Source organism: Kribbella yunnanensis (assembly GCF_039529655.1).
Classification (GTDB): Bacteria; Actinomycetota; Actinomycetes; order Propionibacteriales; family Kribbellaceae; genus Kribbella; species Kribbella yunnanensis.
Map to the genome: position 1 here is coordinate 547454 of NZ_BAAANF010000002.1, position 23359 is coordinate 570812.

Consider the following 23359-nt stretch of genomic DNA (forward strand, 5'->3'; position numbering starts at 1 on the left):
GAGCGTGTTGTTACTCTGGGTGATTCCCTCCTAGCCAACCATGACTGAAGGGTTTACCCCCATGGGCATCTTCGACTCCCTCAAGGACAAGGCCACCGAGCTCCTGTCCGGCGCCACCGACAAGGTCACCGAGGCCACCGGTATCGACCTGTCCGGCGCGACCGACAAGCTCGCCGAGACCACCGGCGTCGACGTCGGCGGCGTCGCCGACCAGGCCACCCAGGCCACCGAAGGCCTGGCCGACCAGGCCCAGGGCCACGCGGAAGCGGCCCAGGACCAGGCCAACGCCTTCGGCGACCAGGTCACCGAAGCCACCGGCATCGACCTGCCGACCGAAGGCCTCACCGACCAGGCCACCGACAAGTTCGGCGAAGCCACCGGCCGCTGACCGTCTTTTCCATCGGCTCCCGCTCTCCAGCGGGAGCCGATCGGTTGGAGCTGAGTCAATGCTGAAGGTCCGCGGCATCTCCTACCTGATTGGTGAGGACACCGCCGCCGTACGACGAGATCTCGAGACCATCGCCCGAGATCTGCACTGCACGACTGTGATGCTGATCGGCGCCGACGGACCGCAGTTGATCGACGCCGCCCGCACCGCCCTTGAGATCGGTCTGGGCGTCTATCTCCGCCCCAACGTCCCCGAACTCCCTGAGCCACAACTCCTGGCCCACCTGGACGCCGTCGCCGCAGCAGCCGAGGAACTTCGTCAGGCCCACCCCGACCAGGTGACCCTCTTCGTCGGCAGCGAGTTCTCCCACACCGTCCCCGGCATCGTCCCCGGACCTAAATCCTTCCTGCGGCTGAAGCTCATCCTGCGATTCCATCGCCTCCTACGGCGCAGGCTCAACCGACGCCTACACAAGCTACTAACCGCCGCCGCGACCACCGCACGCCACCGTTTCCACGGCCCCATCACCTACTCCGCGGCCGGCTGGGAGCACGTCGACTGGTCCCCGTTCGACCTCGTTGGCGTCAGCCTCTACCGAGGCCGCCGCAACCACGCCACCTACCCGGACCGCGTCCGCAGCCTGGTCCGTGACAACTCCCAGCCCGTAGTGATCACCGAGTTCGGCTGCGGCGCCTTCACCGGAGCCGAACTCCGTGGCGCCGGCTCCTTCCAAATCGTCAACTGGTTCGCCGACCCCCCACGCATCCGAGGCGACCATCCACGCGACGAATCCGTCCAGGCCCGCTACCTGGGCGAACTCATCGACCTGTACGACGCGGACGGCGTACACGGCTGTTTCGTCTTCACCTACGCCATGCCCGATTTCCCGCACCGCGACAACCCCCACCTCGACCTCGACAAGGCCGGCTTCGGAGTCATCGCGGTCACCGAGGACGGCGTACGAACACCCAAGCAGGCATTCAACGAGGTCGCTCGCCGGTACGGCGCGATGGCCGCGAAGTGACCCTACGGCGTGGAGAACAGGCCGAGCCCCGGAGGCGTGGGACCGTCGGCGCGGACGCCGTTGGTGACCCGGAGGAACTCCAGCTTCTCCGCGTCGGCTGAACCCGCAGCCACTGTGTAGACGACGAGCCGGATGTCGCAGCCCGGGACGGTCAGCACGTCGCAGTCGCAGACCACCTCACCCACCTGAGGGTGTACGACGGTCTTGCGAGCCGAGACGTGCGGTCCGACGCTGCCCTCGTCCCACCGGCGGGCGAACTCCGCGCTGGCCGACCGCAGCTCCTCGACGAGGCTGCTCAGGCCGCGGTCGCGGGGATAGTTGACGAGAGCCGTGCGCAGGTCGGCGACCAGGGCGGGCTTGAGGGCGTCGCCATCCTGGAGCACGGGCCAGGACGTGAGCCCGCTGGACCCTGTCGCGAAGACCGCCCGGGCCAGGTTGCGCTCGTTGTGTGCCGATGCGCTGGGGTCGCCCATCAGGACAGCCCATCCGGGAGTCCAGGTCAGCAAGTTCCAGTCGACGCTGAACACACCCACCGGGAACTCCCCGAGGCGGGCCAGCATCCGCTGGACCCCGGCCGGAATATGCGTCGAGATCGTCCCCTCCTGGGGAGGCAGCAACCCGGCCAGCCGGTAGGCGTGATCGCGTTCCATGGACTGCAGTTGCAGTGCCCTGGTCAAGCTCGCGACGACCTGTGCCGAAGGGCTTTTGGCGCGTCCCTGCTCCAGGCGAACCACGTAGTCGACCGACAGCCCGGCGAGTTCGGCCAGTTCCTCACGGCGTAGCCCCACCGCACGTCGTCCGGGCCGAGAAGTCAGTCCGACGTCGGCGGGAGACAGACGGTCGCGCCAGCGGTGCAGCGCCGTACCTAGGGTCTCGTCCACTCCGCCATTGTGTCCGCCCGGCCGGCGTCGTGCCTGGTACTGGCTGTCCTACCGTCACGCAGAGCACTGGCTGGCCGCTGGCCCCGGACCGAGAGTGGACGCATGACCACCACCTTCATCACCGGAGCCAACAAGTCCCTCGGGTACGAGACCGCCCGCCGCTTGATCGAGGCCGGCCACACCGTCCTGATCGGCGCTCGTGATCCGGAACGCGGCCAGGCGGCCGCCGACGCACTCGGTGCCCGCTTCGTCCAGATCGACGTGACCGACGACGCCTCGGTAGCCGCTGCCGCCGCCCAGATCGCGGCTCGCGAGGGCAGCATCGACGTACTGATCAACAACGCCGGTATTTACGGGACGCACAGCCCCGCCGACCAGATCACCGCCGCTGACGCCAGCGAGGTGTTCGACGTCAACGTCGTCGGGATCGTCCGGGTCACGCACGCGTTCCTGCCGCTGCTGCGCAAGTCCGCGCACCCCGTCATCGTCAACGTGTCAAGCGGCATGGGCTCGTTCGCGGCCACCCACGACCCCGACCGCGTCGAGTCGCGAAACCTCGCACCGCTCTACACAGCCTCGAAGTCCGCGGTCACCATGCTGACCACGCAGTATGCAAAGTCCTGGCCGGACATGAAAGTCAACGCGGCCGACCCCGGCTACACCGCCACCGACTTCAACGCCCACAGCGGCCCGCAAACCGTGACCGAAGGCACCGACGCAATCGTCGAACTCGCCAGCATCGGCCCAGACGGCCCAACCGGAACCTTCCGCGACCGCCACGGCGACCTGGCCTGGTGACCATGAGCCGCGATTCCGCAGCGATCAGCGCAGACTAGAACCAGAAGTCGGCTTCCGGGTTCTCCGGTGTGGGGCCATCGAGTACCGGTCGCGGTTGACCGAGCAGATGCTGATCGAAGAACGCACGTACATAGGTGCGAGTCAGGGCCAGCCCACGAGCTCCCTCAAGGCCGCCCGGTTCGGATAGACCTAGCTGGTCGGTCAGGACCGTGAGATCGGTGAAGCTGGCGTGGTCCGACTTCTTGAAGGTGATCCATCGCTTCCACCCGGCTAGCCGTGGGTAGTCCCGATCCCAGGACGGCTCATGACCGCCGGGCACATGCCCGTCGCCATTGCCCAGCAGCAGGAACGGCTTGGTGAACCCGGTCGCCGGAATCGGCGCGAAGAACGTACCGTCCATGTTGATCCCGGCCAGTACTCGACGATCATTCAGCATCACCTGCGACGCCGAGTTGCCGCCGATGGAGTGCCCGGCCATGCCGATCAGCTTCGTGTCGATGATGTTGAAACCCTGTGGCCAAACTGGTTCAGGGCCGATCAGCCGGTTGATGACGAAGCCGACATCGGCTGTCCGTACGGCGGTGATCTGCACACTGTTCGCCGTACCGCAGGCAACACAGGTGGTCACGTGACCGTCGGGGAACTCGGTGCCGTACGACTCGTAGTTGTGACCGATGAGCGCGACCACGTAGCCGCGGCTCGCCAGCTCCTCGGCCAGACCGGTCAAGGTCGAGCGGGTATAGCTGAAGCCCGGCGACAGCACGATCAACGGGAACGATCCGCCTGCGGCCGGCGCGTTGACCCACGCCCGGCTCTTGGTCTGAGCAACCTGCTCGGCCGGGACTTCGGAAGCGCCGAGCCAGTCGAGGAACAGCCTGGCTTCACCAGCGGTCATGTACGGATGCGGCGCACCAAGTGCGCGCCACGCGGGATAAAACATCGTCACCATCAACTGGCGCGCCCCGGACTCCGGCACCCACGGGTCGACACGGGCCTGGTCAACCAGGTGGAACGTCTTCGTACCGACGTACAGCTTGCCGGTAGGAGCCGGGATGGTCAGCGGGCTCGGGGGAGCGGCTGAAGCAGGCGCCGCGACCATCAGCGCAGCCAGCATACCGATGCTCGTCAGCAAGGCTCGAAACTTATGCATAGAGCCTATCCAAGTGGGCGCTCAACCCCACCAACACGACCAAAAAGGCAACCCTTCGCGCCGAGACGCTACAACGGTCTCGATGGTGTCGCTGTCGCGGCGCTGAAGCCGGGCGAAGCCCTGGTGTACGGCCGGACCGAGGCCTACTGGGTGGTCGCTCGCTCCCTAACGACAATGCGCCTCCGGTCCTAGCGCAGGACCGGAGGCGCTCAGTAGGGCCTATACAGGCGCTTGGAAGCCCTTGAGTTTCCCATCGCCACCGCACGTTTTACACATCTCGGTCACCCAGGCCGTACTCACCTCGGAGTTCCCCCGTACGCTGACAGCGGCACGGGGAACCCGCAGTTCGCCGGTACCTTCGCAGGTCGGGCAGATCGTGTTCATTCTTACCTGTTCACCCATCCGACGCCTCCGCACTGCGGACATGGTTCCTGAACGTTCTCGGTCACGGGCTTGCCGTTCTTGATCCGCTGCTTCGGGGTGATCTTCCATGCCTTGCCCTTGCAAGACGGGCAGATCTGCTGCGCGGGTCGGTTGTCTCTCGCCATGACACTTCTCCCTCGATGATATAGCCGGACGGACTGGGCCCCCTCTCGGCAGAGGTGGAGGAGAACGTTGAGGACGTTCAGCCGAGAGAGGACTCAGGCTTGGAGGCGCGACCGGCGCGGACTCAGGGACCGTCTGCACGCCAGCCGCGCCGGACTAGATCGGCCGCCTACCTGCTTCCACCATGGCGGCACGGACTTGGTGGTACGGCGAGGTCTCTGCCGTGGAGTCGGCCGGGCTCTCGAGCGGGTCAGGATCGAGCCAGAGCACCTCCGAGGCGCCAAGGTGACCATGGATCTCAAGAAGGTCGAAGACGCTTGGCCAGAAGGTCATCGCCGGATGAATACCGAGCCATTTCAGAGCTACCCATTGGTGGCCCTCATGGTCGGGCGGGAACTCAACGCCGAGTGCTACCACGCCTGTGCCGCTGACGTCCGATGGGTCGCGGTACCGACACAGCTCGAACCGGCGCATCACTGGACCTCTGCTAACTGCTCTGCGATCGGCTCGTTCTTCGTCCGCAGGCGCAGAGGGGCGAACCTGTGCGCGATGAAGGCGGCGTAGTCCTCGGCCTCCCCGGCAGGGCCGGTCCAGTCGGCTATGGCATGCGAACCGAACCGCATCCGCATGCGATGTAGCGGCTCCGCATTGTCTGCTTGATCGGTCATCGACGCCCCCTGCGCAGGTCATAGGAGAGGTCCCACAGCATCCCGATGAGCGAGGCGCCCGTGACGATCGCGAGCACCCACATGGTGGCATTCATCTGACCTCCCCCTTCCGCGCCGGTGTCCTCTGTGTGACAGTTAGTAACTGGCTTAAGCCAGTGTGGTCACCAAGCTGCGCGGGTGTCAAGCACTGGCTCAAGCCAGCACCTACGATGGGTCCGATCGAGTCCGACAGCGGCCCTGGCGAGGAGTTGCCCGATGAGGGAGGTTGCGACGAACGCCGACAAGGAACATGCGAGCCGGACGATAGAGCGCGACCTGCGACGCCAGGTCGAAAGTGGCGCTCTCGCGGTTGGCGAAAAGCTGCCCTCTGAACGGGCGTTGGCTGAGCAGTACGGCGTAGCCCGCAACACAGCCCGTGAGGCGATCCGTCTACTCGCAGAACAAGGGCTGGTAACCATTCGCCACGGCAGCGGCGTCACCGTGCGAGGCAAGCCGCGCTTGATGCGGTTCGGAGCCGAGCGCTACGCACGCACACTGCGCCAAGAGACCTGGCTGTCGCCGTTCCGTGCCGAGGTGGGACGCCAAGGACGCGAACCTCGCGTGGACTGTACGTCGATCACGCGGATTGCCCCGCCGGCCGACATCGCCGAGCGGCTGCTGATCGACCCTGAGACCGAAACCGTGGTGCGTCGGGAGAACTGGTACTACGCCGACGACGAGCCAATGCAGGTGGGCGTCACCTACTCGCCTTGGTCGATCGTCGAAGGAACCCCGGTGGCTGACTCCGCGAAGATGGGCAAAGGCAGCCTGTACGCCCGGTTCGAGGAGCGCGGCCACGCCATCACGACCATCCGCGAGGAGGTCACCGCGCGGATGCCTACACCCGATGAAGCCAAAGGGCTGCGCATCCCAGACGCCGTACCGGTCCTTGAAGTCACTCATACCGGCATCGACCAGGACGGCATGCCGTTCGAGGTCACCATCTTCACCATGCGCGCCGACTACAACGCCCTTGACTACCGAATGCCCGTGGAGGACTGACCCATGCCAGATCCGATCATCCGCCCCCGTCAGGACGCAGATCTGGAATCGGCCGGTGCAGCCTTGGTCGACGTACACAGCACCGACGGCTACCCAGTCGAAGGCGTTGCTGATCCGGTGGCCTGGCTCGAACCCGCCGGGCTAATCAGCTCATGGGTGGCTGAACTCGACGGCCAGATCGTCGGGCATGTTGCAATCAGTGAGCCGCAACCCGGCGACGACGCCGTCCGGCTCTGGCTCGAGCAGTCCGACGACGCGGTCGAGAATGTCGCGGTGATCGGCCGCTTGTTCGTCACCAAAGCCGCCCGCCGCAAGGCCATCGGAGAGCGGCTGGCGCGCGCCGTCGTCACCGACCCCGCAGTCCACGGTAAACGCTTGGTCCTAGACGTGATGGACAAGGACCAGGACGCCATCCGTCTCTACGAACGTCTCGGCCTCAAGAAGATCGGCGTCGCCACGCACAAGTTCGGCGAAGACCAGTCGATCACCGCTTACTGCTACGTGGTGCCCGAGATGAGGTAGACAGCGATGGCCGTTACGGATGCGCCGTTGCCGGACGCGGACATTGAGCCATCGTTTCAGCGCGAGCACGTCGCGGGATCCGCCTACCGAAACTGTGTGTGCATGCCCTTGGCTATTAGCCGGGGTGTCCGGCTCTGACCTGGGAACAGTCTGGCTATCCCAGGTCAGAGGCTGGTTGGTGCCCCCAGCAGGATTCGAACCTGCGACGCACGGTTTAGGAAACCGACGCTCTATCCCCTGAGCTATGGGGGCGCACTGCGGGGGACAGCTTAGCGGAGAGTGCTCTGGTGGTGTTGGCGGCGACGGTGGTTGGGTCTGTGGGTGGGCGGTCTAGGAGGGTGGCTAGGTCGGGGCTGGTGGTGTTGAGGAAGCCGTGGCGGATGGTGGTGGCGATGGAGGCCAGCATGGCGGGTTGGAACGGTAAGAGGGTTGGGTCGGCGAGTAGGCGGGAGCGGTAGTCGGCTAGGCCGAGTGTGCGGTGGGGGACTCCGAGGTGGGCGGCTACGTCGTTGGCGCTGATGGGGGTGCCGACTAGGTCGTAGGTCTGGTTGAGGTGGGAGTTGGGGGTGGCGGCGATGGTGGCTGTTGCGGCGGCTAGGTCTGTTCGGGCTACTGCGGCTAGGCGGCCTGAGCCGAAGGCGGACTCCAGGCCGTTGGGGGTCCAGGCGATCAGGGCGCCGAACAGTTCGGCGTACAGGCCATTGCGGAGGATGGTCCAGGTGAGGCCGCTGGCCTTGATGAGCTGCTCGGTGGCTCGGTGGGCTAGGGCGAAGCCGAGGTGGTCGCCGGCGGTGGTGAGGCTGGTGTAGATCACGTGGTCTACGCCGTCTCGGACTGCGGCGTCGAGGGCGGCTTGGTGGCGTGCGATGACTAGGTCGTCCTCGGCGTACCCGGCGGAGACTAGGACCAGGGTTGAGATGCCGGTCAGGTCGAGGGTCGTGGGGTCGTCGAAGTCGAGTCGGCGCTGGCCCTCTGCCGGGGTGCGGGTGCCTCCGATGGCCGGGATTCCTCGCTCGGCCAGGTGGGCCAAGGTGAGGGATGCGAGCTGTCCATTGGCTCCGGTGACCATGATCATTGAAGTTGTTGTCCTCACAGGTTGGTTCTCATCAGTAACTACTGTGAAGATCCTCAGTGTCGGCTTGCTCGTCCCACAAGGAGGCAGTTCCGTGTCAGCGAGGCACACCGAAGTAACCGTCAGGGCTGCTGATCTCGACCCGTGCGGCAAGGTGGATCACCCTGATTGCGGGATCCGCGAGGTTCTGGACCGGGTTGGAGACAAGTGGTCGGTCCTGGTCATCGTTGAGCTCGCGAGCGGCGTACGGCGGTTTCGGGAGTTGCAGCGGGCCGTTGACGGGATCTCGCAGCGGATGCTGACGTTGACGGTTCGCCGGCTGGAGCGGGACGGGCTGGTGGTGCGGACCGTCTATCCGACGGTTCCGGCGCAGGTCGACTACCGGCTGACTGAGACCGGCGCGAGCCTCACGCATCTCGTGAAGGCATTGGCCGACTGGTCTCTCGACCACCGGGCGACCATCGCCGAGGCTCGCCACAGCTACGACACTGAACACCCCGACAACGACATCCGCTGAGGTCAGCCGGTGAGGACGCGGACTCCGAGGTGGCCGGAGATCGAGGCGTAGCGCTCGGCGTACAGGGTGGTGCAGCGGGACGACGCGCAGCCGGCGCCGGCGAAGGTGATGCCGCGGATGGTGGCGGCGCTGGAGCCGGAGCGGCTGTAGACGGGACCGCCGGAGTCGCCGCCGATGATCGCGATCTGGCCGCCGCGGGTTGCGCGGATGACGAAGGTGGTGCAGCCGTCGACATCGCAGTACTTGGCTGACGTCGAGCGGACGGTGAGCCCGCAGAGCGACGTACTGAAGCTGCCCGACTGGCAGACGACGGTGCCTACGCCGGGGTCGGCGCCACCGGTGACGGTGCGCTTGGAGGCGGAGTCGCCGGGGCCGTCGGTCCAGATCCGCGGGCCGTAGGTGCTGCCGGTGAGCAGCGACTGGTCGTAGTCGGGGTAGTTGGTGCGGACCGAGGTGGTGCCGTAGAAGTTCGGGCCGGACTTCCAGGTGGTGCCGACGCCGCCGCAGTGGCCGGCGGTCACCGAGCCGCGCTTGCCATCGGAGCGGCGAACGACGGAGAAGCCGGCTGAGCAGTTCTTCGCGGTGGACGAGATGCGGGCACCACCCCAGTGGCCGCCCTTCGGCGTGTCACTGAGCCGGGAGGTGCGCTCGAGACCACCGGCAATCGCCTGTACGCCGGTCAGTCCGCGCAGGCCCGCGATGGACTCGGGCGACGTGCTGACCTCGTCGTACTCGACCTGGATGTTCTCGCTGACCGGGTCGAGGTCGGCCCCGAACGTGGTGCGCTTCGCGTCGTCGGACCAGGCGCGGGCACCGACCGTGTTCCACGCGTCGGCGATGGACTTGGCCGAACGGCAGCTGCGCTCGAGGCCGACCATCTGTTTGCCGGCGGCCGGCATGTTCTTGGCGAGGGCGGCGCGGTACTTCTTCTCGTTCAGGACCTTGGTGTCCACCACGACCTTGTAGCCGGTCGTTGCCGTACCGATCACGCCGATCACGCCCTGGCTCAGCCCGAACGGCAGCCCGGACTTAGGGCGGCCGGTCGCGTCGAGCGGCTCCAGCGAGCGGACGGCGATCCCAATGCCTTCACCCATGGTCTCGCCGAGTGGGCGCGGATCCTTGGTCGACGTCGGTTGGGACAACCGCTTCGCCGCGGCGGCGCTCACACTCGGGCCGCCGTGGGAACAGGCTGCTGCGGTGGTACCGGCAGCAGCCTGTGGCCGCCCGGCTGCAGTGGGGGTGAGACCGACTGCGAGGAGTGAGACTGAGCCAAGGGCCAGCAAACCGACGGTGGCTGAGAGTCGCACAGGGCTCCTTCATCGGTGGACGACCTCGGTCAATCGTCCGCGCAGAGACTCCGCTCAGTCAATAGGTGATCACCGTCCGCAAGCAAATTTGACTACCCTGCGCGAGCGTACTTCGCAAGCTCGTGTCCGTCCGCGGCAGCGAACGTGAGCGTGTCCCCGGTGACTGCGATCCGCTTGGCGGACTGCAGGACGCCGGTGTGCGGAACGTTCTCGCAGCCGATCAGGTGCTGCGGACCGATCTTCGCGGCGAACTCACCGCGCTGACCGATCGTGAACGTGCCCTGGAGGGCGTTGCAGCCATCCGAACCGGACCAGGTGCCGTCCGCCTTGAAGAGCAGGACCGGATCATCCGGCCGCGGCATCTTCAGGGACTTCGTGCCGGTGATCTGGACAGCGTGCCAGCGGCCGGCGATGGTCTTGGCCGAGAACGGCTGGACCGCAGTCGTCGTCGGGGCTGTGCTCTGGGGGGCTCCGCCGGCGGCAACCTGTGGCTGCTCCGGTGTGTTGCCGCCGGTGAGAGCAAAGCCGGTGACGGCGACCGCGGCGACTGCGACCGCTGCCGCACCGGAAACCATCCAGGTACGGCGGCGGGCTTGGCGGACTCCGGTCGCGGCGCGGTCGGACAGACCGCTCGCCGGCGGTACGGAGGCCGCGGCGCGGTCGAGTGTCCCGCGCAGCTCATCCTCGAGATCGGTGTTGCTCACGACAACCTCTCATCAACACGGTTGGACTGCCTGCTCTGCCGGAGCGTGGCCAGCCCGCGGCTGGCCGTCGCCCGGACGGAGGACGGTTTGATGCCGAGCAGCTCGGCGATCGTGCGGTCGTCCAGGTCCTGGTAGTAGCGCAGCACCAGAACGACCCTCTCCCGGGCCGACAACTCCTGCAGGGCATGCCAGAGGTCGTCGGAATCCACGATGCCGGTGGCGGGATCGGGCACCGTGCTGTGCGGGTCGACGTCGGCCGTCGGCGCCTCGGTGAACGAGCGCCGGCGCGTCATCGACAGGTACTCGTTGACCAGGATCCGCCGCACGTAGTGATGCGGGTCGTCGGCCTTGCGCACCTTGCGCCAGGACCGGAACGCCTGCATCAGCGCGATCTGCGCCAGGTCCTCGGCCCGCTGATAGTCGCCGGAGACGGTGAAACCGAGCCGCACCAGTTCCTGCCCGCGCGCGGACACGTACTCCTCGAACTCCACTCGCCACTCCCCGGCTGGGCGTACAACACCTCACATCTATTAGATGCATCGAGATGCTCAGAGTGCTGCACAGGTGCTGCATTGGTTGCCGCACAGTCTGATCTCACCGTGCTGCTTTCAGGTGCTGAGTGTCACCGGGCGGTCCAGACCGGGGTGAACCGGTCTGGACCGCGGGTGTGACCCGGTCCGGACGGCTTCGGGGGGCGCGTCCGGCGCAGGGTCAGCGCAGGCCGAGCGACTTGATCAGCTCGGGGGTCGCCTGACGCGGCGCCGGCAGTGCGCCGGGCTTGCCCTGGCCCTCCAGCGAGGTCGCGACCAGGCGGCGGCAGCCGAAGGACTCCACGGTGACGGACAGGACGCCGCGGTCGTTGTCGGTGAACCGCAGGACCCAGGTCGGTCCGAGCTCCTTGGTGCAGAAGCCCGGCTTCTTCGCGACCGGAGGCGCTGCGTTGACCAGCCCGAACAGCTGGGTCGCCTGCGCCGCGGTGCGCTTGGTGGTCACGTTCGCGTAGGTCTGCCCGGTCGCGCCTTCGTCGTACTGGCAGATCGTCACGGAGACCGGCTGGAACAGGGACTTGGCTGTGCCGGCTCCCCAGGCCACCTTGTCGGTGGCGGTCTTGACCGCCGCGATGGTGTCTGGGCAGTCCATACTCGGGGTGCTGCTGGGTGTGCTCGGAGTCGGCGTGCTGGTGGTCGGGGTACCGGTGGGCTGGGCGGCGGGCGGGGACGAGGCGTTCTCGGAACCGCAGGCGGCGGTCATCCCGAGAAGCGCCACGACAAACGTCGCACCGATCAGGCCCCGTGTCCGTAATGCGCTCACGACTGGGTCCTTCCGGTTGGCAAGGTCCCCCATGATGGTCGACAGGAGTCTCACCGCGAGCGCCAAACCATCACGGCGGCGCGTCGTTCCGGTCACACGGGCCGATCGTGCGGCAACCGAACCCGACCTGTAACGCGCACGCGCTGTACGCCGTTGCGCACTACGATGGTGTCCCGTGGGCCGCAACGACAACAGAGCCGGTACGGCACAGCGTGAGCGCGACGAGTGGCAGCTCGGTATCGACTGGGCGCGCTGGCTGCTGGGCGGGAACCATCCGCAGCCGTTGACCATCTACGGTCTCGTCCTCGAACCGGGTGAGGTCGCGTACGTCAACACACCCGCGCATTACGCCCGCCTGTACCGGGGGAGTGGCCGCTACACGCAGAGCGGCGGCTTCATCATCGGCCACCCCGCACTCGTGGTCGGAGCGATGGCTGCCAACGCTGCCGTGAACGCGAGCCGCAAGGCTGCAGCGAAGCGCAACACCGAGCTGATGTGGCGAGACCTGCAAGAGGTTCCCACGGTTGCGACGAACTATCGGATCCTCTGCCAGCTGCCCGGCCGCGGCTGGTTGAGCTTCTACTACAACGCAGTGCAGGAGTTCTATCCCGATCCGGCCAACTGGCAGATCACCTTCGGATTCCAGAACGCCGAACCGCTCCAGCTCGGCGGACTCGCGATGCCGACCTTGTCGATCCTGACCGCGTGGTGCGTGCTCGGCAGTGACCGCTGGCACGGCGAACCGGGCATCCAGCCGCTGCTCCAAGCCGCCGTCGCTCCCCAGATCGACCCGAACGCCGTCCAGGGCGAGGTGGTCGCCGACCAGCCGCGTGAGCTCGGCACCGGCGAGCCCCGCGGACTCGGTAACCTGGAACCATGACAACTCCGTACGAGGACGACGAGCCGGTGCTGCCCGACCAGACCCGCGACGACGACCCGCGGAGCTGGGGCGAAGGCGACTCCACCAGCGACGACGACGAGCGCATCCTGCGCGAGGTCCCGCCGCACCACGGATGAGCTCAACGGTTCTGCTCGTCCATGGCGGTCTGTGGGAACCCATGGACGCCGAGAAGTTCTGGGGTACGCCGGGGATCACCGCCGGACTCACTTCTGCTGGCCTGACCGTGTTTGCCCCCGACCGTCCGAAGGATCCGAGCGGTTGGGACGTCGAGCTCGAAGCCCTCGGTGAACTGCTGGCGAATCACGCCGGACCGCTCACCATCGTCGGCGCATCCAACGGATGCACAGTTGCTGCTTTGCTTACATTGGTCTACCCCGATCTGGTCGAGCGACTCGTACTTGCCTGGCCTGCAACGGCAGGTGACGCCGGGGTCGACACGCTCGTGCTGGCCGGTCTTCTCGGCCGCGGTTGCGCCGCCGATGATGCCGAGAAGCTGTTGGCCGGCGACACACTGCGAGGTACGACGGACGGCGATCTGATCGAGCTGGCTCGGATCCCGGTCGCCGTGCTTCCGTCGCTGCTCGAGAATCCGACACATCAACGTCAGACGGTCGACGCCCTGCTGGGGCTGATCGCGGGAAGCCGGGAGCTGCCCGGTTGCCCGGAACCACCGCGCCCCGCCTTCTCGTCAAATCAGATCAGTCCGCCGTACCTGGATCAGTTCGTGCGGACGATCGTGGAGTTCGTGAAGTAGGAGTTACGGCCGCAGACGCAGGGAGTCGCGGATCTCGGTCAGCAGTTGCTGGTCGGTGGTCAGCGCCTCGTCGTCCGGAGCCGGCTCCTCACCCCGCTTGCGGCGCTCGGCGAGCTTGTTCAACGGCACCACGATCAGGAAGTACACCGCGGCAGCGACCGTCAGGAAGTTGAAGATCGCCTGCAGGATCAGCCCGATCCTGAACTCCGAGTTGTTGAGGGTGAACGCCCAGACATCGCTGATGTCCGGCTTGCCGAAGATGGCGGCGATCAACGGGGTGATCAGACCGGCGACGATCGACTCGACGATCTTGACGAAGGCTGCGCCGATGACGAACGCGACCGCGAGGTCGATGACGTTCCCGCGCATGATGAATTCTTTGAAGCCCTTGAGCATTGGAGTGCCTCCACGAAGCGGATGTTGTACTCCGGTCAACGTAGGACCGCACCGCAGGTCACGCGAGGGCACGCGCCGCAGTGATCAACTCGTATCCGGGGTCAGCGCGACACTGATTCTGGAATTCGTCGTGGCCTGGGCCAGTCTGGCGGCGACGGCGGGGGAGACGGCTGTGACGATCAGTGCGCCGGTCGATCGTGAACTCGGCAAGGCGATCACCCGGACGGCGTGGGCCACGAGGCCGGCCGCAGCGGACGTCGTACTGGTGCCGGCGTAGAGGTCGATGCGATCGCCGACCCGGAGCAAGGCGCCGACCTCGGCGTCGTCGATACGGAACGGATATGCGACCAAGCCGGAAGGGACCAGGCCTGGGCCTAGGAAACGGGCATCGGTGAGTGGTTCGCCGGCTCTGACCGGTCCGGTCAAGACGCGAGCTGCGAGGTCGGCGCCGGGTCTGAGGGCTGCCGAAGGTACGGAGTCGGCAGGCAAGGCGAGCGAGCGTAAGTCGTCCGCGGTGGGCGTGATTCCGCCCGGTAGGTCACGGGCTGCGGCCAGGACAGTGACCGTGGGTGGGGCGGCGGGAGCGAGGGAGGCGAGGCCGAAGTAGACGGCGGCCGCGGCGGCGACGCCGGCCAGGAGGCGGCGGTGCCAGCGAGCGGCTCGGGACAGATCGCGAAGGAACGAAAGGCTTTTCATGCCAGAGAAAGTACGAGTTTCTCCGGCACTACTTTCAGTTATCCACAGGCCAGATCAGGCAGCGCTGGTGGAGCTGGACGAGCCGCCCGAGCTGGACGTCGTGGAGCTGCTCTTGCTCGACGAGTCCGAGGACTTCGCGGCCGGCTTGGAGTCCGAAGAGGAGGTCGACGACGACTCCGACTTGGCCGGGAGCGAGCTCTTGCCGGACGAGCGGCTGTCGGTGCGGTAGAAACCGGAGCCCTTGAAGACAACACCCACCGCGTTGAAGACCTTACGCAGCGTGCCCTGGCACGCGGGGCAGACGGTCAATGCGTCGTCGGTGAAGCTCTGCCGCACCTCGAGCGCCTCACCGCAATCGGTGCACTGGTACTGGTACGTGGGCACGGTTGGTTCCCTTCAGGCCGCTGGCACTCCTACTACTCGACTGCTAATAATGCGTCAGCGGCCCGAAGTATTCCAAACTCCCGTCTCAACTGCGCCCCGCAGCCCCCTCCGGACGCAGAGCAACGCAAAGTTCACCGGACCCCATTTGGGGCCACGGGCTGCATTCTCTACGGTTGGGTCCGTGCGTCGCCTGCTTCGAGCCGTCATCATCTGCGGTATCGCGCTCGCCACGGTCCTCGTGGTGATCGCCGGTACTGCCGTCTTCGTCGTCCGCCACTCCTTCCCGACGTACGACGGGACGGTCGAGCTGGCGGGTCTGGACGCCGATGTCGAGGTGGTCCGGGACAGCAACGGGATCCCGCAGATCTACGCCTCGAACCCGGCCGACCTGTTCGCCGCGCAGGGCTATGTGCACGCGCAGGACCGGTTCTTCGAGATGGACTTCCGCCGGCACGTCACAGCGGGCCGGCTGAGTGAGCTGTTCGGCAAGGACGCACTGGAGACGGACAAGTTCGTCCGCACGCTGGGCTGGCGCCGGGTCGCTGAGAAGGAGCTCGGGCTGGTCAGCCCGTCCACCCGGCAGTACCTGGACGACTACGCCCGCGGTGTGAACGCCTATCTGGACAAGCACAGCGGTTCCGGCCTCAGCCTGGAGTACGCCGTACTGGGTCTGGATCCCAATGGTCGTCGGGACTATCGCCCGGAGCCGTGGACCGCGGCCGACTCAATGGCCTGGCTGAAGGCGATGGCCTGGGACCTCGGCGGCAACATGGGCGAGGAGATCAACCGCACCAAGCTGCTGGCCACGATTCCTTCCAAGAGCGTCGACTCCCTTTACCCGGCGTACCCGTACGACCGGAACGAGCCGATCGTCCCGACTGCTTCGGTCGGCAAGGACGGCAAGTTCAGTGCGACTCCGCCGGCCACCAACGAGCTCCGGCGCGGCATGCTGACGACCGATCTGCTGAAGTCACTCGACTCGGTGGACAAGGTCGCCAAGGGTCTGCCGCAGCTGCTCGGCCAGGGCGACGGCATCGGTTCGAACTCATGGGTCGTGTCCGGCGACCACACCGACAGCGGGAAGCCGCTGCTGGCCAACGACCCGCACCTCGGCGCCACTATGCCGGGCATCTGGTCGCAGGTCGGTCTGCACTGCACCAAGCAGAGCCGCACCTGCCCGTACGACGTCTCCGGCTTCAGCTTCTCCGGACTGCCCGGTGTGGTGATCGGCCACAACAACGCGATCTCCTGGGGATTCACCAACCTCGACCCCGATGTCCAGGACCTGTACCTGGAGAAGATCGAGGGCGACAACGTCCTCTACAACAACCGCTGGAAGCCGCTGTCCAAGCGCGAGGAGACATTCAAGGTCGCCGGCCAGGACGACCCGGTGAAGATCACTGTGCGGGAGTCCCGGCACGGCCCGATCATCTCCGACGTCGGCGCCGAGGAGCGCGAGACCGGTGAACTGGCCGCGCGGCGCGACAAGGCAGCGACGGCGTACGGCGTGGCTTTGCAGTGGACTGCGCTCCGGCCGGGGAAGACCGCCGACGCGCTGTTCGCGATCAACCGCGCGCAGAACTGGACCCAGTTCCGCGACGCGGCCCGGCAGTTCGAGGTCCCTTCGCAGAACCTGATCTACGCCGACACCGAGGGGCACATCGGCTACCAGGCGCCCGGTCTGGTCCCGATCCGCAAGGTCGCCAGCGGGAAGTGGCCGGTGGCCGGCTGGGACCCGAGGAACGACTGGACCAAGTACATCCCGTTCGACGCGATGCCGACCGAGCTCGACCCGGCCGACGGGATCATCGTCACCGCGAACCAGGCCGTCGTACCGAAGTCGTATCCGTACTTCCTGAGCGACAGCTGGGACTACGGTTACCGGTCACAGCAGATCTTGGACCGGATCAAGGCGGCCGGCACGCTCGACGCGAGCAAGATGGCGTCGATCCAGCTGGACACCAAGAACCGGGCCGCCGAGATGCTGGTGCCGTCGCTGCTCAAGATAGGGATCAACGACGCCTTCGACCGGCAGGGGCAGGACACCCTCAAGGGCTGGGACTTCACCCAGCCTGCCGATTCCGCACCGGCGGCGTACTTCAACGTCGTGTGGCGCAATCTGCTGTCGCTGACCTTCCACGACCAGCTGCCGAAGGCGGCCTGGCCGGACGGCGGCTCCCGGTGGGTCGAGGTCGTGCACACGCTGCTCGGGCAGCCCAGCAACAGCTGGTGGGACGACCTGCGGACGCCACAGCGGGAGAGCCGCGACGACATCCTGCGGCAGTCGCTGGTCGACGCCCGCGAGGAGATCACCAAGAAGATGGCTCGCGAGCCGTCGAACTGGAAGTGGGGTCAGCTGCACAAGCTGACGCTGGAGAACCAGACACTGGGTACGTCGGGCATCGGTGCGGTCGAGAAGCTGTTCAACCGCGGTCCGTACGAGCTCGGTGGCGGCAACTCGATCGTGGACGCGACCTCCTGGGACGCCTCGGTCGGGTACGGCGTGACCTCGGTGCCGTCGATGCGGATGGTGGTCGACCTGTCCGACTTCGACAAGTCCCGCTGGATCAACCTGACCGGTACGTCGGGTCACGCGTTCTCGAAGAACTACATCGACCAGACGAAGCTGTGGGCCAAGGGGGAGACGCTGCCCTGGGCGTTCACGCGTGGTGCGGTCGAGGCCAAGCGCGAGCACACGCTCACGTTCACCGGTAAGCCCGAGCGCTAACAGACAGGTACCAGTCCGCGCGGTGTGAGCGCCGCGTGGACCAGGTGGTCGTGCGGATCGGACGGTAGCGAGTCGACGACCTCGGAGTCGTAGACGGCCGCCCAGATCGGCGTACCGGGCGTGACGCGCGTGAGTGCCCGGTCGTAGGAGCCACCGCCGCGCCCGAGCCGCACGCCGTCCCGTGCGACCGCCACGGCCGGGCAGAGGACCAGTTCGGCGGTGCTGATCGCCGCCGGGCCCAGATCGGTCCGTGGCTCGGACAGACCGAGGCGCCCCGGGACCAGGTCGGCCGCACCGGGCGCAACACCCCAGCCGAGGTCGTTGTCGGCGTACAGGATCGGCAGGAGCACCTCACGGCCGCTGGCCAGCAGCCAGTCGATCAGTGCGCCGGTCTGCGGTTCCGCGCCCATCGAGACGTACAGGGCGATCCGCTGCGCACTCTGCAGGAGCGGTAGGGAGCGGGCAGCGGGCAGCAGGTCCTCGGCGGGCCTCGCGGTGCGGGCGGTGAGGAAGTGCTGCCGCGCTACGGCCTTCGACGCGAACACGCTCTGATCGTAGGCGGGCGTGACGCGGTTAACACTGCGATTACCCCGTGTCCCCTAGGGTTGTGACATGAGTGCGGTGGGGTTGAAGCAAGCTCAGGACAAGATGCGGGCGGCTGGGGCGGCTGAGGTCGCCATCCGCGTGTTCACCCACTACTACCGGCTCCTGGAGTCCGGTCAGCAGGGGACGATCCGCGAGGACGACATCGAGCCGGTGGGTGATCTGCCGCATCTGGACCACCTGGACACCGACCCCGAGGCGATGCGGGCCGCGCTGGCCGAGACCGTGGTGATCAAGCTCAACGGCGGCCTCGGTACGTCGATGGGGGTCACCGGACCGAAGTCCGCACTACCGGTCAAGGACGGGCTGAGCTTCCTCGACATCATCGCCCGGCAGATCCTGAGCACGCGGCGTAAGTACGACGTACCGCTGCCGCTGGTGCTGATGAACTCCTTCCGCACCAAGGAGGAGTCCCTGCAGGTCCTGAGCGAGTACGACGGCCTCCGGGTCGACGGTCTGCCGCTGGACTTCCTGCAGAACATGGAACCCAAGTTGTTGGCCGACGACCTCACTCCGGCCGAGTGGGAGCCGGATCCGGAGCTGGCGTGGTGTCCGCCCGGCCATGGTGACCTCTTCACCGCTCTGGTGGCGTCCGGCACGCTGGACGCGCTCCGCGAGCACGGCTTCCGGCATGCGTTCATTTCGAACGCCGACAACCTCGGTGCGACCGCGGACCCGCGAATCGCCGCCTGGATGGCTGAGCACGACGTGCCGTTCGGCATGGAGGTCTGCCGGCGGACCCGGTCCGACCGCAAGGGCGGGCACGTCGCGGTGCGTAAGTCGGACGGCCGGCTGATCCTGCGGGACAGCGCACAGGTCGCTGAGGAGGACAGCAAGTACTTCCAGGACATCACCCGGCACCGCACGTTCAACACGAACAACCTGTGGATCGACCTGGACCGGCTGGCCGACCTGATGGCCGGTCACGACGGCATCCTGGGCCTGCCGATCATGGTGAACCGCAAGACCGTCGACCCGGCCGACCCCACCTCACCGAAGGTGATCCAGCTGGAGACCGGGATGGGGACCGCGATCGAGACGTTCGAGGGCTCCCAGGCGGTGCTCGTGGACCGCAGCCGGTTCAAGCCGGTCAAGACCACCAACGACCTGCTCGTGCTGCGCTCGGACGTCTACGAGCTCGACGACGCCGGTGACCTCAGCACGACGCACGAGGGTGACGAGCCGTACGTCGACCTCGACCCGGAGCACTTCAAGATCCTGGCCGACTTCGACGCGCACTTCGCGGCCGGACCGCCGTCGCTGGTCCGGGCCGACCGGCTCGAGGTGCGTGGCGACGTGGTGTTCGGCAAGGACGTCACGGTGATCGGTGAGGTCGAGATCGAGGCCGCTGCGGGTGAACGGCGGCTGGTCCCGGACGGGACGGTTCTCGAAGGCTCATGAAATACCTTCCCCGCCCCACCGCCCCGGTCGACGACCTCCTGATCCGGCCGCTGGAGCCGTACGACACCGACGAGGCCGCGCAGGTCTGGTGGCGCTCACGGCACGCTCCGGGCGCTCAGCTGCCGCCGGCGATCCACACGGCCGAGCAGGTGGCGACCTGGTTCGCCGAGGTACTGCTCCCGGACGCACAGACCTGGGTGGGACTCGACGACGGCCGGATCGTCGCCGTACTGACGCTGGACGGTGACGACCTCGACCAGCTGTACGTCGACCCGGAGGTGGCCGGCCGTGGCATCGGATCGACACTGGTCGATCTGGCCAAGGATCTGCGGCCCGGCGGACTCGCCCTGTGGACCTTCCAGACCAATCTGAGCGCCCAAGCCTTCTACCGCTCACACGGCTTCACCGAAGTACGCCGTACCGACGGCGCAGCGAACGAAGAGCGCGCACCGGATGTCCGGATGGTGTGGGGTAAGCACCCCGAGGCGGTCACCGACTGAGGGCACGTCTGGTAATTCCCCGCCTACTGCGCTGCACTCGGCACGGCACCTCGCCGCACTGGTGCAAAGGCCACGATGGAAAAGCATCGAGGCCTCCGCCCCAGCACACCGATGCACCGCACCGAGCACATGCTCGCTACGGCGCGGAATCACCAGACATGCCCTAAGGTCGGGCACGTGAAGCGCAGTGTTGAGGAGCATCTGGAGGCCGTACTCGGGCGGGTGACCGCACTGCCGGCCTTCGACCAACCGCTGATGGAGGCGCTGGGTCTGGTACTCGCCGAGGACATCGTCTCGGGAGTGAACCTGCCCGGGTTCGACAACTCGGCTATGGACGGTTATGCCGTCCGGGCCGAGGACCTGGCTGGTGCGAGTGGTGCGGCGCCGATCACGTTGCCGGTGATCGGTGAGCAGCGCGCGGGGCAGATGGTGCGGACCATCGTCACGCCGGGCACGTGCATGCGGATCATGACCGGCGCACCGATGCCGCGCGGCGCGGACAGCGTCGTACCGGTGGAGTGGACCGACGGTGGGACCGTCAACGTGCGGATCGACCAGCAGCCGCCACTCGGTGGATCGGTACGGCGGTTCGGTGAGGACGTGCAGGCGGGTCAGCAGGTGCTCGAGCGCGACACGTTGCTCGGGCCGCGGCAGATCGCCGTACTGGCTGCTGTTGGCCGGGCCCGGGTCAAGGCGCGGCCGCGACCGCGGGTGGTCGTGGTGTCCACCGGATCGGAGCTGCGTGAGCTGGGTACCGCTCTGGGTGATGGACAGATCTATGACTCGAACAGCTACACCATGGCGGCGTGTGCTCGGGACGCCGGAGCTGAGGTGTACCGCGTTGGAGTGGTCGACGATGATCCGAAGAAGATCATGGACACACTGAACGACCAGCTGTCCCGTGCGGATCTGGTCATCACCACCGGTGGTGTCAGCAAGGGCGCGTACGACGTGGTGAAAGAGGTGCTGACCAAGACGGGCACCGTGGACTTCCCAGAGGTCGCTATGCAGCCAGGGAAACCGCAGGGCTTCGGAGTGCTCGGCGCCGACGAGGTGCCGATCTTCACGCTGCCTGGGAACCCGGTGTCGGCGTACGTGTCCTTCGAGGTGTTCGTGCGGCCGGCTCTGCGCAAGCTGATGGGCCAGATGCCGTACCGGCGGAGTCTTACCCGCGGAGTGTGCCTGGACGGGTTCAACTCCCCGTCCGGGAGGCGACAGTTCGTCCGCGCAGCGGCCAGGTCCGGCGACGAGGGCTGGATGGCCAGTACAGTCGGCGGGCACGGCTCGCACCTGCTCGGCGGGCTGAGCCGGGCGAACGCCCTGATCGTGGTCCCGGAGGACGTGACGTCGGTCCGGGCCGGTGAGCAGGTTGAGCTCTTGCTGCTGGACGAGGAGACCGGATGACGCAGGACCGGGGGCTGACCCACGTCGACGAGACGGGGGCGGCACGGATGGTGGACGTGTCCGCCAAGGACGCCACCACCCGGCGGGCTGTTGCCTCTGGCAAGGTTCTGGTCTCGGCCGAGGTGGTCGCGGCGCTGCGCGGTGACGGCGTCCCGAAGGGTGATGCCCTCGGCGTCGCACGGATCGCCGGGATCATGGGCGCGAAGCGGACACCCGACCTGATCCCGCTGTGCCATCCGATTGCGATCACCGGCGCCAAGGTCGAGCTCGAGGTGGCGGACGACGCCGTACTGATCACGGCTGCTGTGAAGACCACTGATCGAACTGGTGTCGAGATGGAGGCCCTGACCGCAGTGGCCGTGGCTGGGCTCGCCGTCATCGACATGGTGAAGGCACTGGACCCGGCTGCCGTGCTGTCCGACGTACAGGTCGAGCGCAAAGAGGGTGGCAAGACCGGTCTCTGGGAGCGCTCGTGAAGGCGCTGGTGATCAGCATCTCCAACCGGGCCGCCGCTGGGATCTACACCGACACCACTGGTCCGCTGATCGCGGAGCGGTTGAGCGAGTGGGGTTTCGAGGTGTCCGGGCCGCAGGTGGTGCCAGATGGTGCACCTGTCGGTGAGGCGCTGCGTGCTGCGGTCGCGGCGGCGTACGACGTCGTACTGACGACTGGTGGCACGGGGATCTCGCCGACGGACCGCACGCCCGAGGAGACGGCGGCTGTCGTCGACAAGATGGTTCCGGGGGTTGCTGAGGCAATCCGCGCGTACGGCGTCGCAAACGGCGTACCGACTGCTGCACTGTCGCGCGGGCTCGCCGGAGTCGCTGGTACGACGGTCATCGTGAACCTCCCGGGGTCGCGCGGCGGCGTGAAGGACGGCCTCGCCGTACTGGAGCCGTTGCTGCGGCACGCGGTCGAGCAGGTGCGCGGTGGGGACCATGTGCGGACGGACACTGACTGATGGCGATCGTCCACTGGCCTGTCGAGCTCCAACACGGACAGGTCGCACTGAGGCCGCTGCGCGCCGGCGACGGTGCCGAATGGGCAGCAGCCCGACAGCGCAACGTCAGCTGGCTGCGGCCGTGGGACGCGACGCAACCGCCCGGTGCGGACGACGGTGCACGCACGTTCCGCGCCATGGCACGCGACTGGAACCGGCAGGCGCGGTACGGCCGCATGCTGCCCTTCGTCATCACGTACGGCGGTGCGGCCGGCGCAGGTGCCCGGGCGAAGTGGCCGCTGGTCGGCCAGCTCACTGTCTCCGGAATCACCTATGGCTCAGCCCGCTGGGCCAACCTCGGCTACTGGGTCGACGAACAGTACGCCGGTCGCGGCATCGTGCCGACCGCCGTGGCACTGGCCGCGGACCACTGCTGGTTCACCCTCGGACTGCACCGCATCGAGGTGGCCATCCGGCCCGAGAACAAAGCCAGCCTGCGCGTGGTGGACAAGCTCGGCTTCCGGTACGAAGGCGAACGGCCGCGGTTCCTGCACATCGACGGCGACTGGCGCGACCACCGCATCTTCGCGCTCAACAGCGAGGAAGTCGGGCCGGGTCTCGTCTCCCGATTGGAGTGACTACGCTCCGTACTGTTCACATCAGTCACACGAGTCTTCTTGCGACACACCGTGCCACGTACCCCATCTGACCCGCGCTGGGTCT

At 67.0% G+C, this 23359-nt stretch carries 29 protein-coding genes and 1 tRNA gene; 16 read left to right on the plus strand and 14 right to left on the minus strand.

Going from position 1 to position 23359, the window contains the following annotated elements; all coding sequences use genetic code 11:
• Nucleotides 1-61 precede the first annotated feature (61 nt).
• Together ABD231_RS04070 and ABD231_RS04075 are read left to right on the plus strand one after the other, a co-directional pair.
• Nucleotides 62-388: a hypothetical protein gene (locus ABD231_RS04070; protein ID WP_344145272.1), complete on the plus strand. Its 327-nt coding sequence runs from the start codon at nt 62-64 to the stop codon at nt 386-388.
• 58 nt (nt 389-446) lie between these two features.
• Nucleotides 447-1412, plus strand: coding sequence for a glycoside hydrolase family 113 protein (locus ABD231_RS04075; RefSeq protein WP_344145274.1), 966 nt, complete (start codon nt 447-449; stop codon nt 1410-1412).
• Between the two features lie 2 nt (nt 1413-1414).
• Here the strand turns inward: ABD231_RS04075 and ABD231_RS04080 are convergent, their stop codons facing one another.
• Nucleotides 1415-2293 (minus strand): helix-turn-helix transcriptional regulator, encoded by an 879-nt coding sequence (locus ABD231_RS04080; protein ID WP_344145276.1) that lies wholly within the window; start codon nt 2291-2293, stop codon nt 1415-1417.
• A gap of 102 nt (nt 2294-2395) precedes the next feature.
• On the opposite strand from ABD231_RS04080, the gene ABD231_RS04085 reads away from it, so the two are divergent.
• Nucleotides 2396-3091: an SDR family NAD(P)-dependent oxidoreductase gene (locus tag ABD231_RS04085; RefSeq protein ID WP_344145278.1), complete on the plus strand. Its 696-nt coding sequence runs from the start codon at nt 2396-2398 to the stop codon at nt 3089-3091.
• A 34-nt stretch (nt 3092-3125) separates the two neighbouring features.
• On the opposite strand, the gene ABD231_RS04090 is transcribed toward ABD231_RS04085, so the two are convergent.
• The 3 genes from ABD231_RS04090 to ABD231_RS04100 form a co-directional block, all read right to left on the minus strand.
• Complete coding sequence (locus ABD231_RS04090; protein WP_344145280.1) at nt 3126-4241, minus strand: alpha/beta hydrolase family protein; 1116 nt, start codon at nt 4239-4241, stop codon at nt 3126-3128.
• A gap of 702 nt (nt 4242-4943) precedes the next feature.
• Entirely contained in the window at nt 4944-5261 is a 318-nt protein-coding gene (locus ABD231_RS04095) for a hypothetical protein (RefSeq protein WP_344145282.1), read from the minus strand.
• Nucleotides 5261-5455, minus strand: a complete 195-nt coding sequence (locus ABD231_RS04100; RefSeq protein WP_344145284.1) for a hypothetical protein — start codon at nt 5453-5455, stop codon at nt 5261-5263. The genes ABD231_RS04095 and ABD231_RS04100 overlap by 1 nt, the downstream gene beginning before the upstream one ends.
• A gap of 255 nt (nt 5456-5710) precedes the next feature.
• Here ABD231_RS04100 and ABD231_RS04105 point away from each other — a divergent pair, with 255 nt between their 5' ends.
• The gene (locus tag ABD231_RS04105; protein ID WP_344145285.1) at nt 5711-6496 is read left to right on the plus strand and encodes a GntR family transcriptional regulator; all 786 of its coding nucleotides are present in this window, start codon (nt 5711-5713) and stop codon (nt 6494-6496) included.
• A 3-nt stretch (nt 6497-6499) separates the two neighbouring features.
• Nucleotides 6500-7018: a GNAT family N-acetyltransferase gene (locus tag ABD231_RS04110; RefSeq protein ID WP_344145286.1), complete on the plus strand. Its 519-nt coding sequence runs from the start codon at nt 6500-6502 to the stop codon at nt 7016-7018.
• A gap of 176 nt (nt 7019-7194) precedes the next feature.
• Here the strand turns inward: ABD231_RS04110 and ABD231_RS04115 are convergent.
• Nucleotides 7195-7270: transfer RNA gene (locus tag ABD231_RS04115), tRNA-Arg, on the minus strand.
• The gene (locus tag ABD231_RS04120; RefSeq protein ID WP_344145597.1) at nt 7233-8093 is read right to left on the minus strand and encodes an NAD(P)H-binding protein; all 861 of its coding nucleotides are present in this window, start codon (nt 8091-8093) and stop codon (nt 7233-7235) included. The genes ABD231_RS04115 and ABD231_RS04120 overlap by 38 nt, the downstream gene beginning before the upstream one ends.
• A 91-nt stretch (nt 8094-8184) precedes the next feature.
• On the opposite strand from ABD231_RS04120, the gene ABD231_RS04125 reads away from it, so the two are divergent.
• A complete protein-coding gene (locus tag ABD231_RS04125; RefSeq protein WP_344145288.1) occupies nt 8185-8607 on the plus strand; it encodes a winged helix-turn-helix transcriptional regulator in 423 nt (140 codons plus the stop codon).
• 2 nt (nt 8608-8609) lie between these two features.
• On the opposite strand, the gene ABD231_RS04130 is transcribed toward ABD231_RS04125, so the two are convergent.
• The 4 genes from ABD231_RS04130 to ABD231_RS04145 all read right to left on the minus strand — a co-directional run bounded on the left by ABD231_RS04130 (nt 8610) and on the right by ABD231_RS04145 (nt 11929).
• Nucleotides 8610-9914 (minus strand): S1 family peptidase, encoded by a 1305-nt coding sequence (locus ABD231_RS04130; RefSeq protein ID WP_344145290.1) that lies wholly within the window; start codon nt 9912-9914, stop codon nt 8610-8612.
• Between the two features lie 92 nt (nt 9915-10006).
• Entirely contained in the window at nt 10007-10618 is a 612-nt protein-coding gene (locus ABD231_RS04135) for an META domain-containing protein (RefSeq protein WP_344145292.1), read from the minus strand.
• Nucleotides 10615-11109 carry a SigE family RNA polymerase sigma factor gene (locus tag ABD231_RS04140; protein ID WP_344145294.1) on the minus strand — a complete coding sequence of 165 codons (495 nt, stop codon included), beginning with the start codon at nt 11107-11109 and terminating at the stop codon, nt 10615-10617. Before ABD231_RS04140 ends, ABD231_RS04135 begins: the two co-directional genes overlap by 4 nt.
• A gap of 220 nt (nt 11110-11329) precedes the next feature.
• On the minus strand, nt 11330-11929 hold the full coding sequence (locus tag ABD231_RS04145) for a hypothetical protein (RefSeq protein ID WP_344145296.1): 600 nt from the start codon (nt 11927-11929) through the stop codon (nt 11330-11332).
• Nucleotides 11930-12104: 175 nt separating this feature from the next.
• On the opposite strand from ABD231_RS04145, the gene ABD231_RS04150 reads away from it, so the two are divergent.
• The 3 genes from ABD231_RS04150 to ABD231_RS04160 are packed head-to-tail and all read left to right on the plus strand — an operon-like array spanning nt 12105 to nt 13584.
• Nucleotides 12105-12809 (plus strand): hypothetical protein, encoded by a 705-nt coding sequence (locus ABD231_RS04150; protein WP_344145298.1) that lies wholly within the window; start codon nt 12105-12107, stop codon nt 12807-12809.
• Nucleotides 12806-12946, plus strand: coding sequence for a hypothetical protein (locus ABD231_RS04155; RefSeq protein WP_344145300.1), 141 nt, complete (start codon nt 12806-12808; stop codon nt 12944-12946). Before ABD231_RS04150 ends, ABD231_RS04155 begins: the two co-directional genes overlap by 4 nt.
• Entirely contained in the window at nt 12943-13584 is a 642-nt protein-coding gene (locus tag ABD231_RS04160; protein WP_344145302.1) for an alpha/beta fold hydrolase, read from the plus strand. The genes ABD231_RS04155 and ABD231_RS04160 overlap by 4 nt, the downstream gene beginning before the upstream one ends.
• 3 nt (nt 13585-13587) lie before the next feature.
• Here the strand turns inward: ABD231_RS04160 and mscL are convergent, their stop codons facing one another.
• The 3 genes from mscL to ABD231_RS04175 all read right to left on the minus strand — a co-directional run bounded on the left by mscL (nt 13588) and on the right by ABD231_RS04175 (nt 15060).
• Entirely contained in the window at nt 13588-13980 is a 393-nt protein-coding gene (gene mscL, locus ABD231_RS04165; protein ID WP_344145304.1) for a large conductance mechanosensitive channel protein MscL, read from the minus strand.
• 84 nt (nt 13981-14064) lie between these two features.
• Complete coding sequence (gene cpaB / locus ABD231_RS04170) at nt 14065-14676, minus strand: Flp pilus assembly protein CpaB (protein WP_344145306.1); 612 nt, start codon at nt 14674-14676, stop codon at nt 14065-14067.
• Between the two features lie 54 nt (nt 14677-14730).
• Nucleotides 14731-15060 carry an FmdB family zinc ribbon protein gene (locus tag ABD231_RS04175; RefSeq protein ID WP_344145308.1) on the minus strand — a complete coding sequence of 110 codons (330 nt, stop codon included), beginning with the start codon at nt 15058-15060 and terminating at the stop codon, nt 14731-14733.
• A gap of 181 nt (nt 15061-15241) precedes the next feature.
• Here ABD231_RS04175 and ABD231_RS04180 point away from each other — a divergent pair, with 181 nt between their 5' ends.
• Nucleotides 15242-17788, plus strand: coding sequence for a penicillin acylase family protein (locus ABD231_RS04180; RefSeq protein ID WP_344145310.1), 2547 nt, complete (start codon nt 15242-15244; stop codon nt 17786-17788).
• Here the strand turns inward: ABD231_RS04180 and ABD231_RS04185 are convergent.
• Nucleotides 17785-18333, minus strand: a complete 549-nt coding sequence (locus tag ABD231_RS04185) for a 5-formyltetrahydrofolate cyclo-ligase (protein ID WP_344145312.1) — start codon at nt 18331-18333, stop codon at nt 17785-17787. The two genes, ABD231_RS04180 and ABD231_RS04185, sit on opposite strands and share 4 nt — an antisense overlap.
• Nucleotides 18334-18400: 67 nt before the next feature.
• Here ABD231_RS04185 and ABD231_RS04190 point away from each other — a divergent pair, with 67 nt between their 5' ends.
• The 6 genes from ABD231_RS04190 to ABD231_RS04215 all read left to right on the plus strand — a co-directional run bounded on the left by ABD231_RS04190 (nt 18401) and on the right by ABD231_RS04215 (nt 23274).
• Nucleotides 18401-19792, plus strand: coding sequence for a UTP--glucose-1-phosphate uridylyltransferase (locus tag ABD231_RS04190; RefSeq protein WP_344145314.1), 1392 nt, complete (start codon nt 18401-18403; stop codon nt 19790-19792).
• Nucleotides 19789-20292 (plus strand): GNAT family N-acetyltransferase, encoded by a 504-nt coding sequence (locus ABD231_RS04195; RefSeq protein WP_344145315.1) that lies wholly within the window; start codon nt 19789-19791, stop codon nt 20290-20292. The genes ABD231_RS04190 and ABD231_RS04195 overlap by 4 nt, the downstream gene beginning before the upstream one ends.
• 177 nt (nt 20293-20469) lie before the next feature.
• On the plus strand, nt 20470-21696 hold the full coding sequence (gene glp, locus ABD231_RS04200; RefSeq protein WP_344145317.1) for a molybdotransferase-like divisome protein Glp: 1227 nt from the start codon (nt 20470-20472) through the stop codon (nt 21694-21696).
• Complete coding sequence (gene moaC / locus ABD231_RS04205; protein ID WP_344145318.1) at nt 21693-22172, plus strand: cyclic pyranopterin monophosphate synthase MoaC; 480 nt, start codon at nt 21693-21695, stop codon at nt 22170-22172. Before glp ends, moaC begins: the two co-directional genes overlap by 4 nt.
• Nucleotides 22169-22657 (plus strand): MogA/MoaB family molybdenum cofactor biosynthesis protein, encoded by a 489-nt coding sequence (locus ABD231_RS04210; RefSeq protein WP_344145319.1) that lies wholly within the window; start codon nt 22169-22171, stop codon nt 22655-22657. The genes moaC and ABD231_RS04210 overlap by 4 nt, the downstream gene beginning before the upstream one ends.
• Nucleotides 22657-23274, plus strand: a complete 618-nt coding sequence (locus tag ABD231_RS04215) for a GNAT family N-acetyltransferase (protein WP_344145320.1) — start codon at nt 22657-22659, stop codon at nt 23272-23274. Before ABD231_RS04210 ends, ABD231_RS04215 begins: the two co-directional genes overlap by 1 nt.
• Nucleotides 23275-23359 lie beyond the last annotated feature (85 nt).

Excerpts from the sequence above, each read along its gene's own strand:
- ABD231_RS04070 (WP_344145272.1), top strand. The coding sequence starts at position 62 with ATGGGCATCTTCGACTCCCTCAAGGACAAGGCCACCGAGCTCCTGTCC.
- ABD231_RS04075 (WP_344145274.1), top strand. The coding sequence starts at position 447 with ATGCTGAAGGTCCGCGGCATCTCCTACCTGATTGGTGAGGACACCGCC.
- ABD231_RS04085 (WP_344145278.1), top strand. The coding sequence starts at position 2,396 with ATGACCACCACCTTCATCACCGGAGCCAACAAGTCCCTCGGGTACGAG.
- ABD231_RS04090 (WP_344145280.1), bottom strand. The coding sequence starts at position 4,241 with ATGCATAAGTTTCGAGCCTTGCTGACGAGCATCGGTATGCTGGCTGCG.
- ABD231_RS04095 (WP_344145282.1), bottom strand. The coding sequence starts at position 5,261 with ATGCGCCGGTTCGAGCTGTGTCGGTACCGCGACCCATCGGACGTCAGC.
- ABD231_RS04100 (WP_344145284.1), bottom strand. The coding sequence starts at position 5,455 with ATGACCGATCAAGCAGACAATGCGGAGCCGCTACATCGCATGCGGATG.
- ABD231_RS04105 (WP_344145285.1), top strand. The coding sequence starts at position 5,711 with ATGAGGGAGGTTGCGACGAACGCCGACAAGGAACATGCGAGCCGGACG.
- ABD231_RS04110 (WP_344145286.1), top strand. The coding sequence starts at position 6,500 with ATGCCAGATCCGATCATCCGCCCCCGTCAGGACGCAGATCTGGAATCG.
- ABD231_RS04120 (WP_344145597.1), bottom strand. The coding sequence starts at position 8,093 with ATGATCATGGTCACCGGAGCCAATGGACAGCTCGCATCCCTCACCTTG.
- ABD231_RS04155 (WP_344145300.1), top strand. The coding sequence starts at position 12,806 with ATGACAACTCCGTACGAGGACGACGAGCCGGTGCTGCCCGACCAGACC.
- ABD231_RS04160 (WP_344145302.1), top strand. The coding sequence starts at position 12,943 with ATGAGCTCAACGGTTCTGCTCGTCCATGGCGGTCTGTGGGAACCCATG.
- mscL (WP_344145304.1), bottom strand. The coding sequence starts at position 13,980 with ATGCTCAAGGGCTTCAAAGAATTCATCATGCGCGGGAACGTCATCGAC.
- cpaB (WP_344145306.1), bottom strand. The coding sequence starts at position 14,676 with ATGAAAAGCCTTTCGTTCCTTCGCGATCTGTCCCGAGCCGCTCGCTGG.
- ABD231_RS04190 (WP_344145314.1), top strand. The coding sequence starts at position 18,401 with ATGAGTGCGGTGGGGTTGAAGCAAGCTCAGGACAAGATGCGGGCGGCT.
- ABD231_RS04195 (WP_344145315.1), top strand. The coding sequence starts at position 19,789 with ATGAAATACCTTCCCCGCCCCACCGCCCCGGTCGACGACCTCCTGATC.
- moaC (WP_344145318.1), top strand. The coding sequence starts at position 21,693 with ATGACGCAGGACCGGGGGCTGACCCACGTCGACGAGACGGGGGCGGCA.
- ABD231_RS04215 (WP_344145320.1), top strand. The coding sequence starts at position 22,657 with ATGGCGATCGTCCACTGGCCTGTCGAGCTCCAACACGGACAGGTCGCA.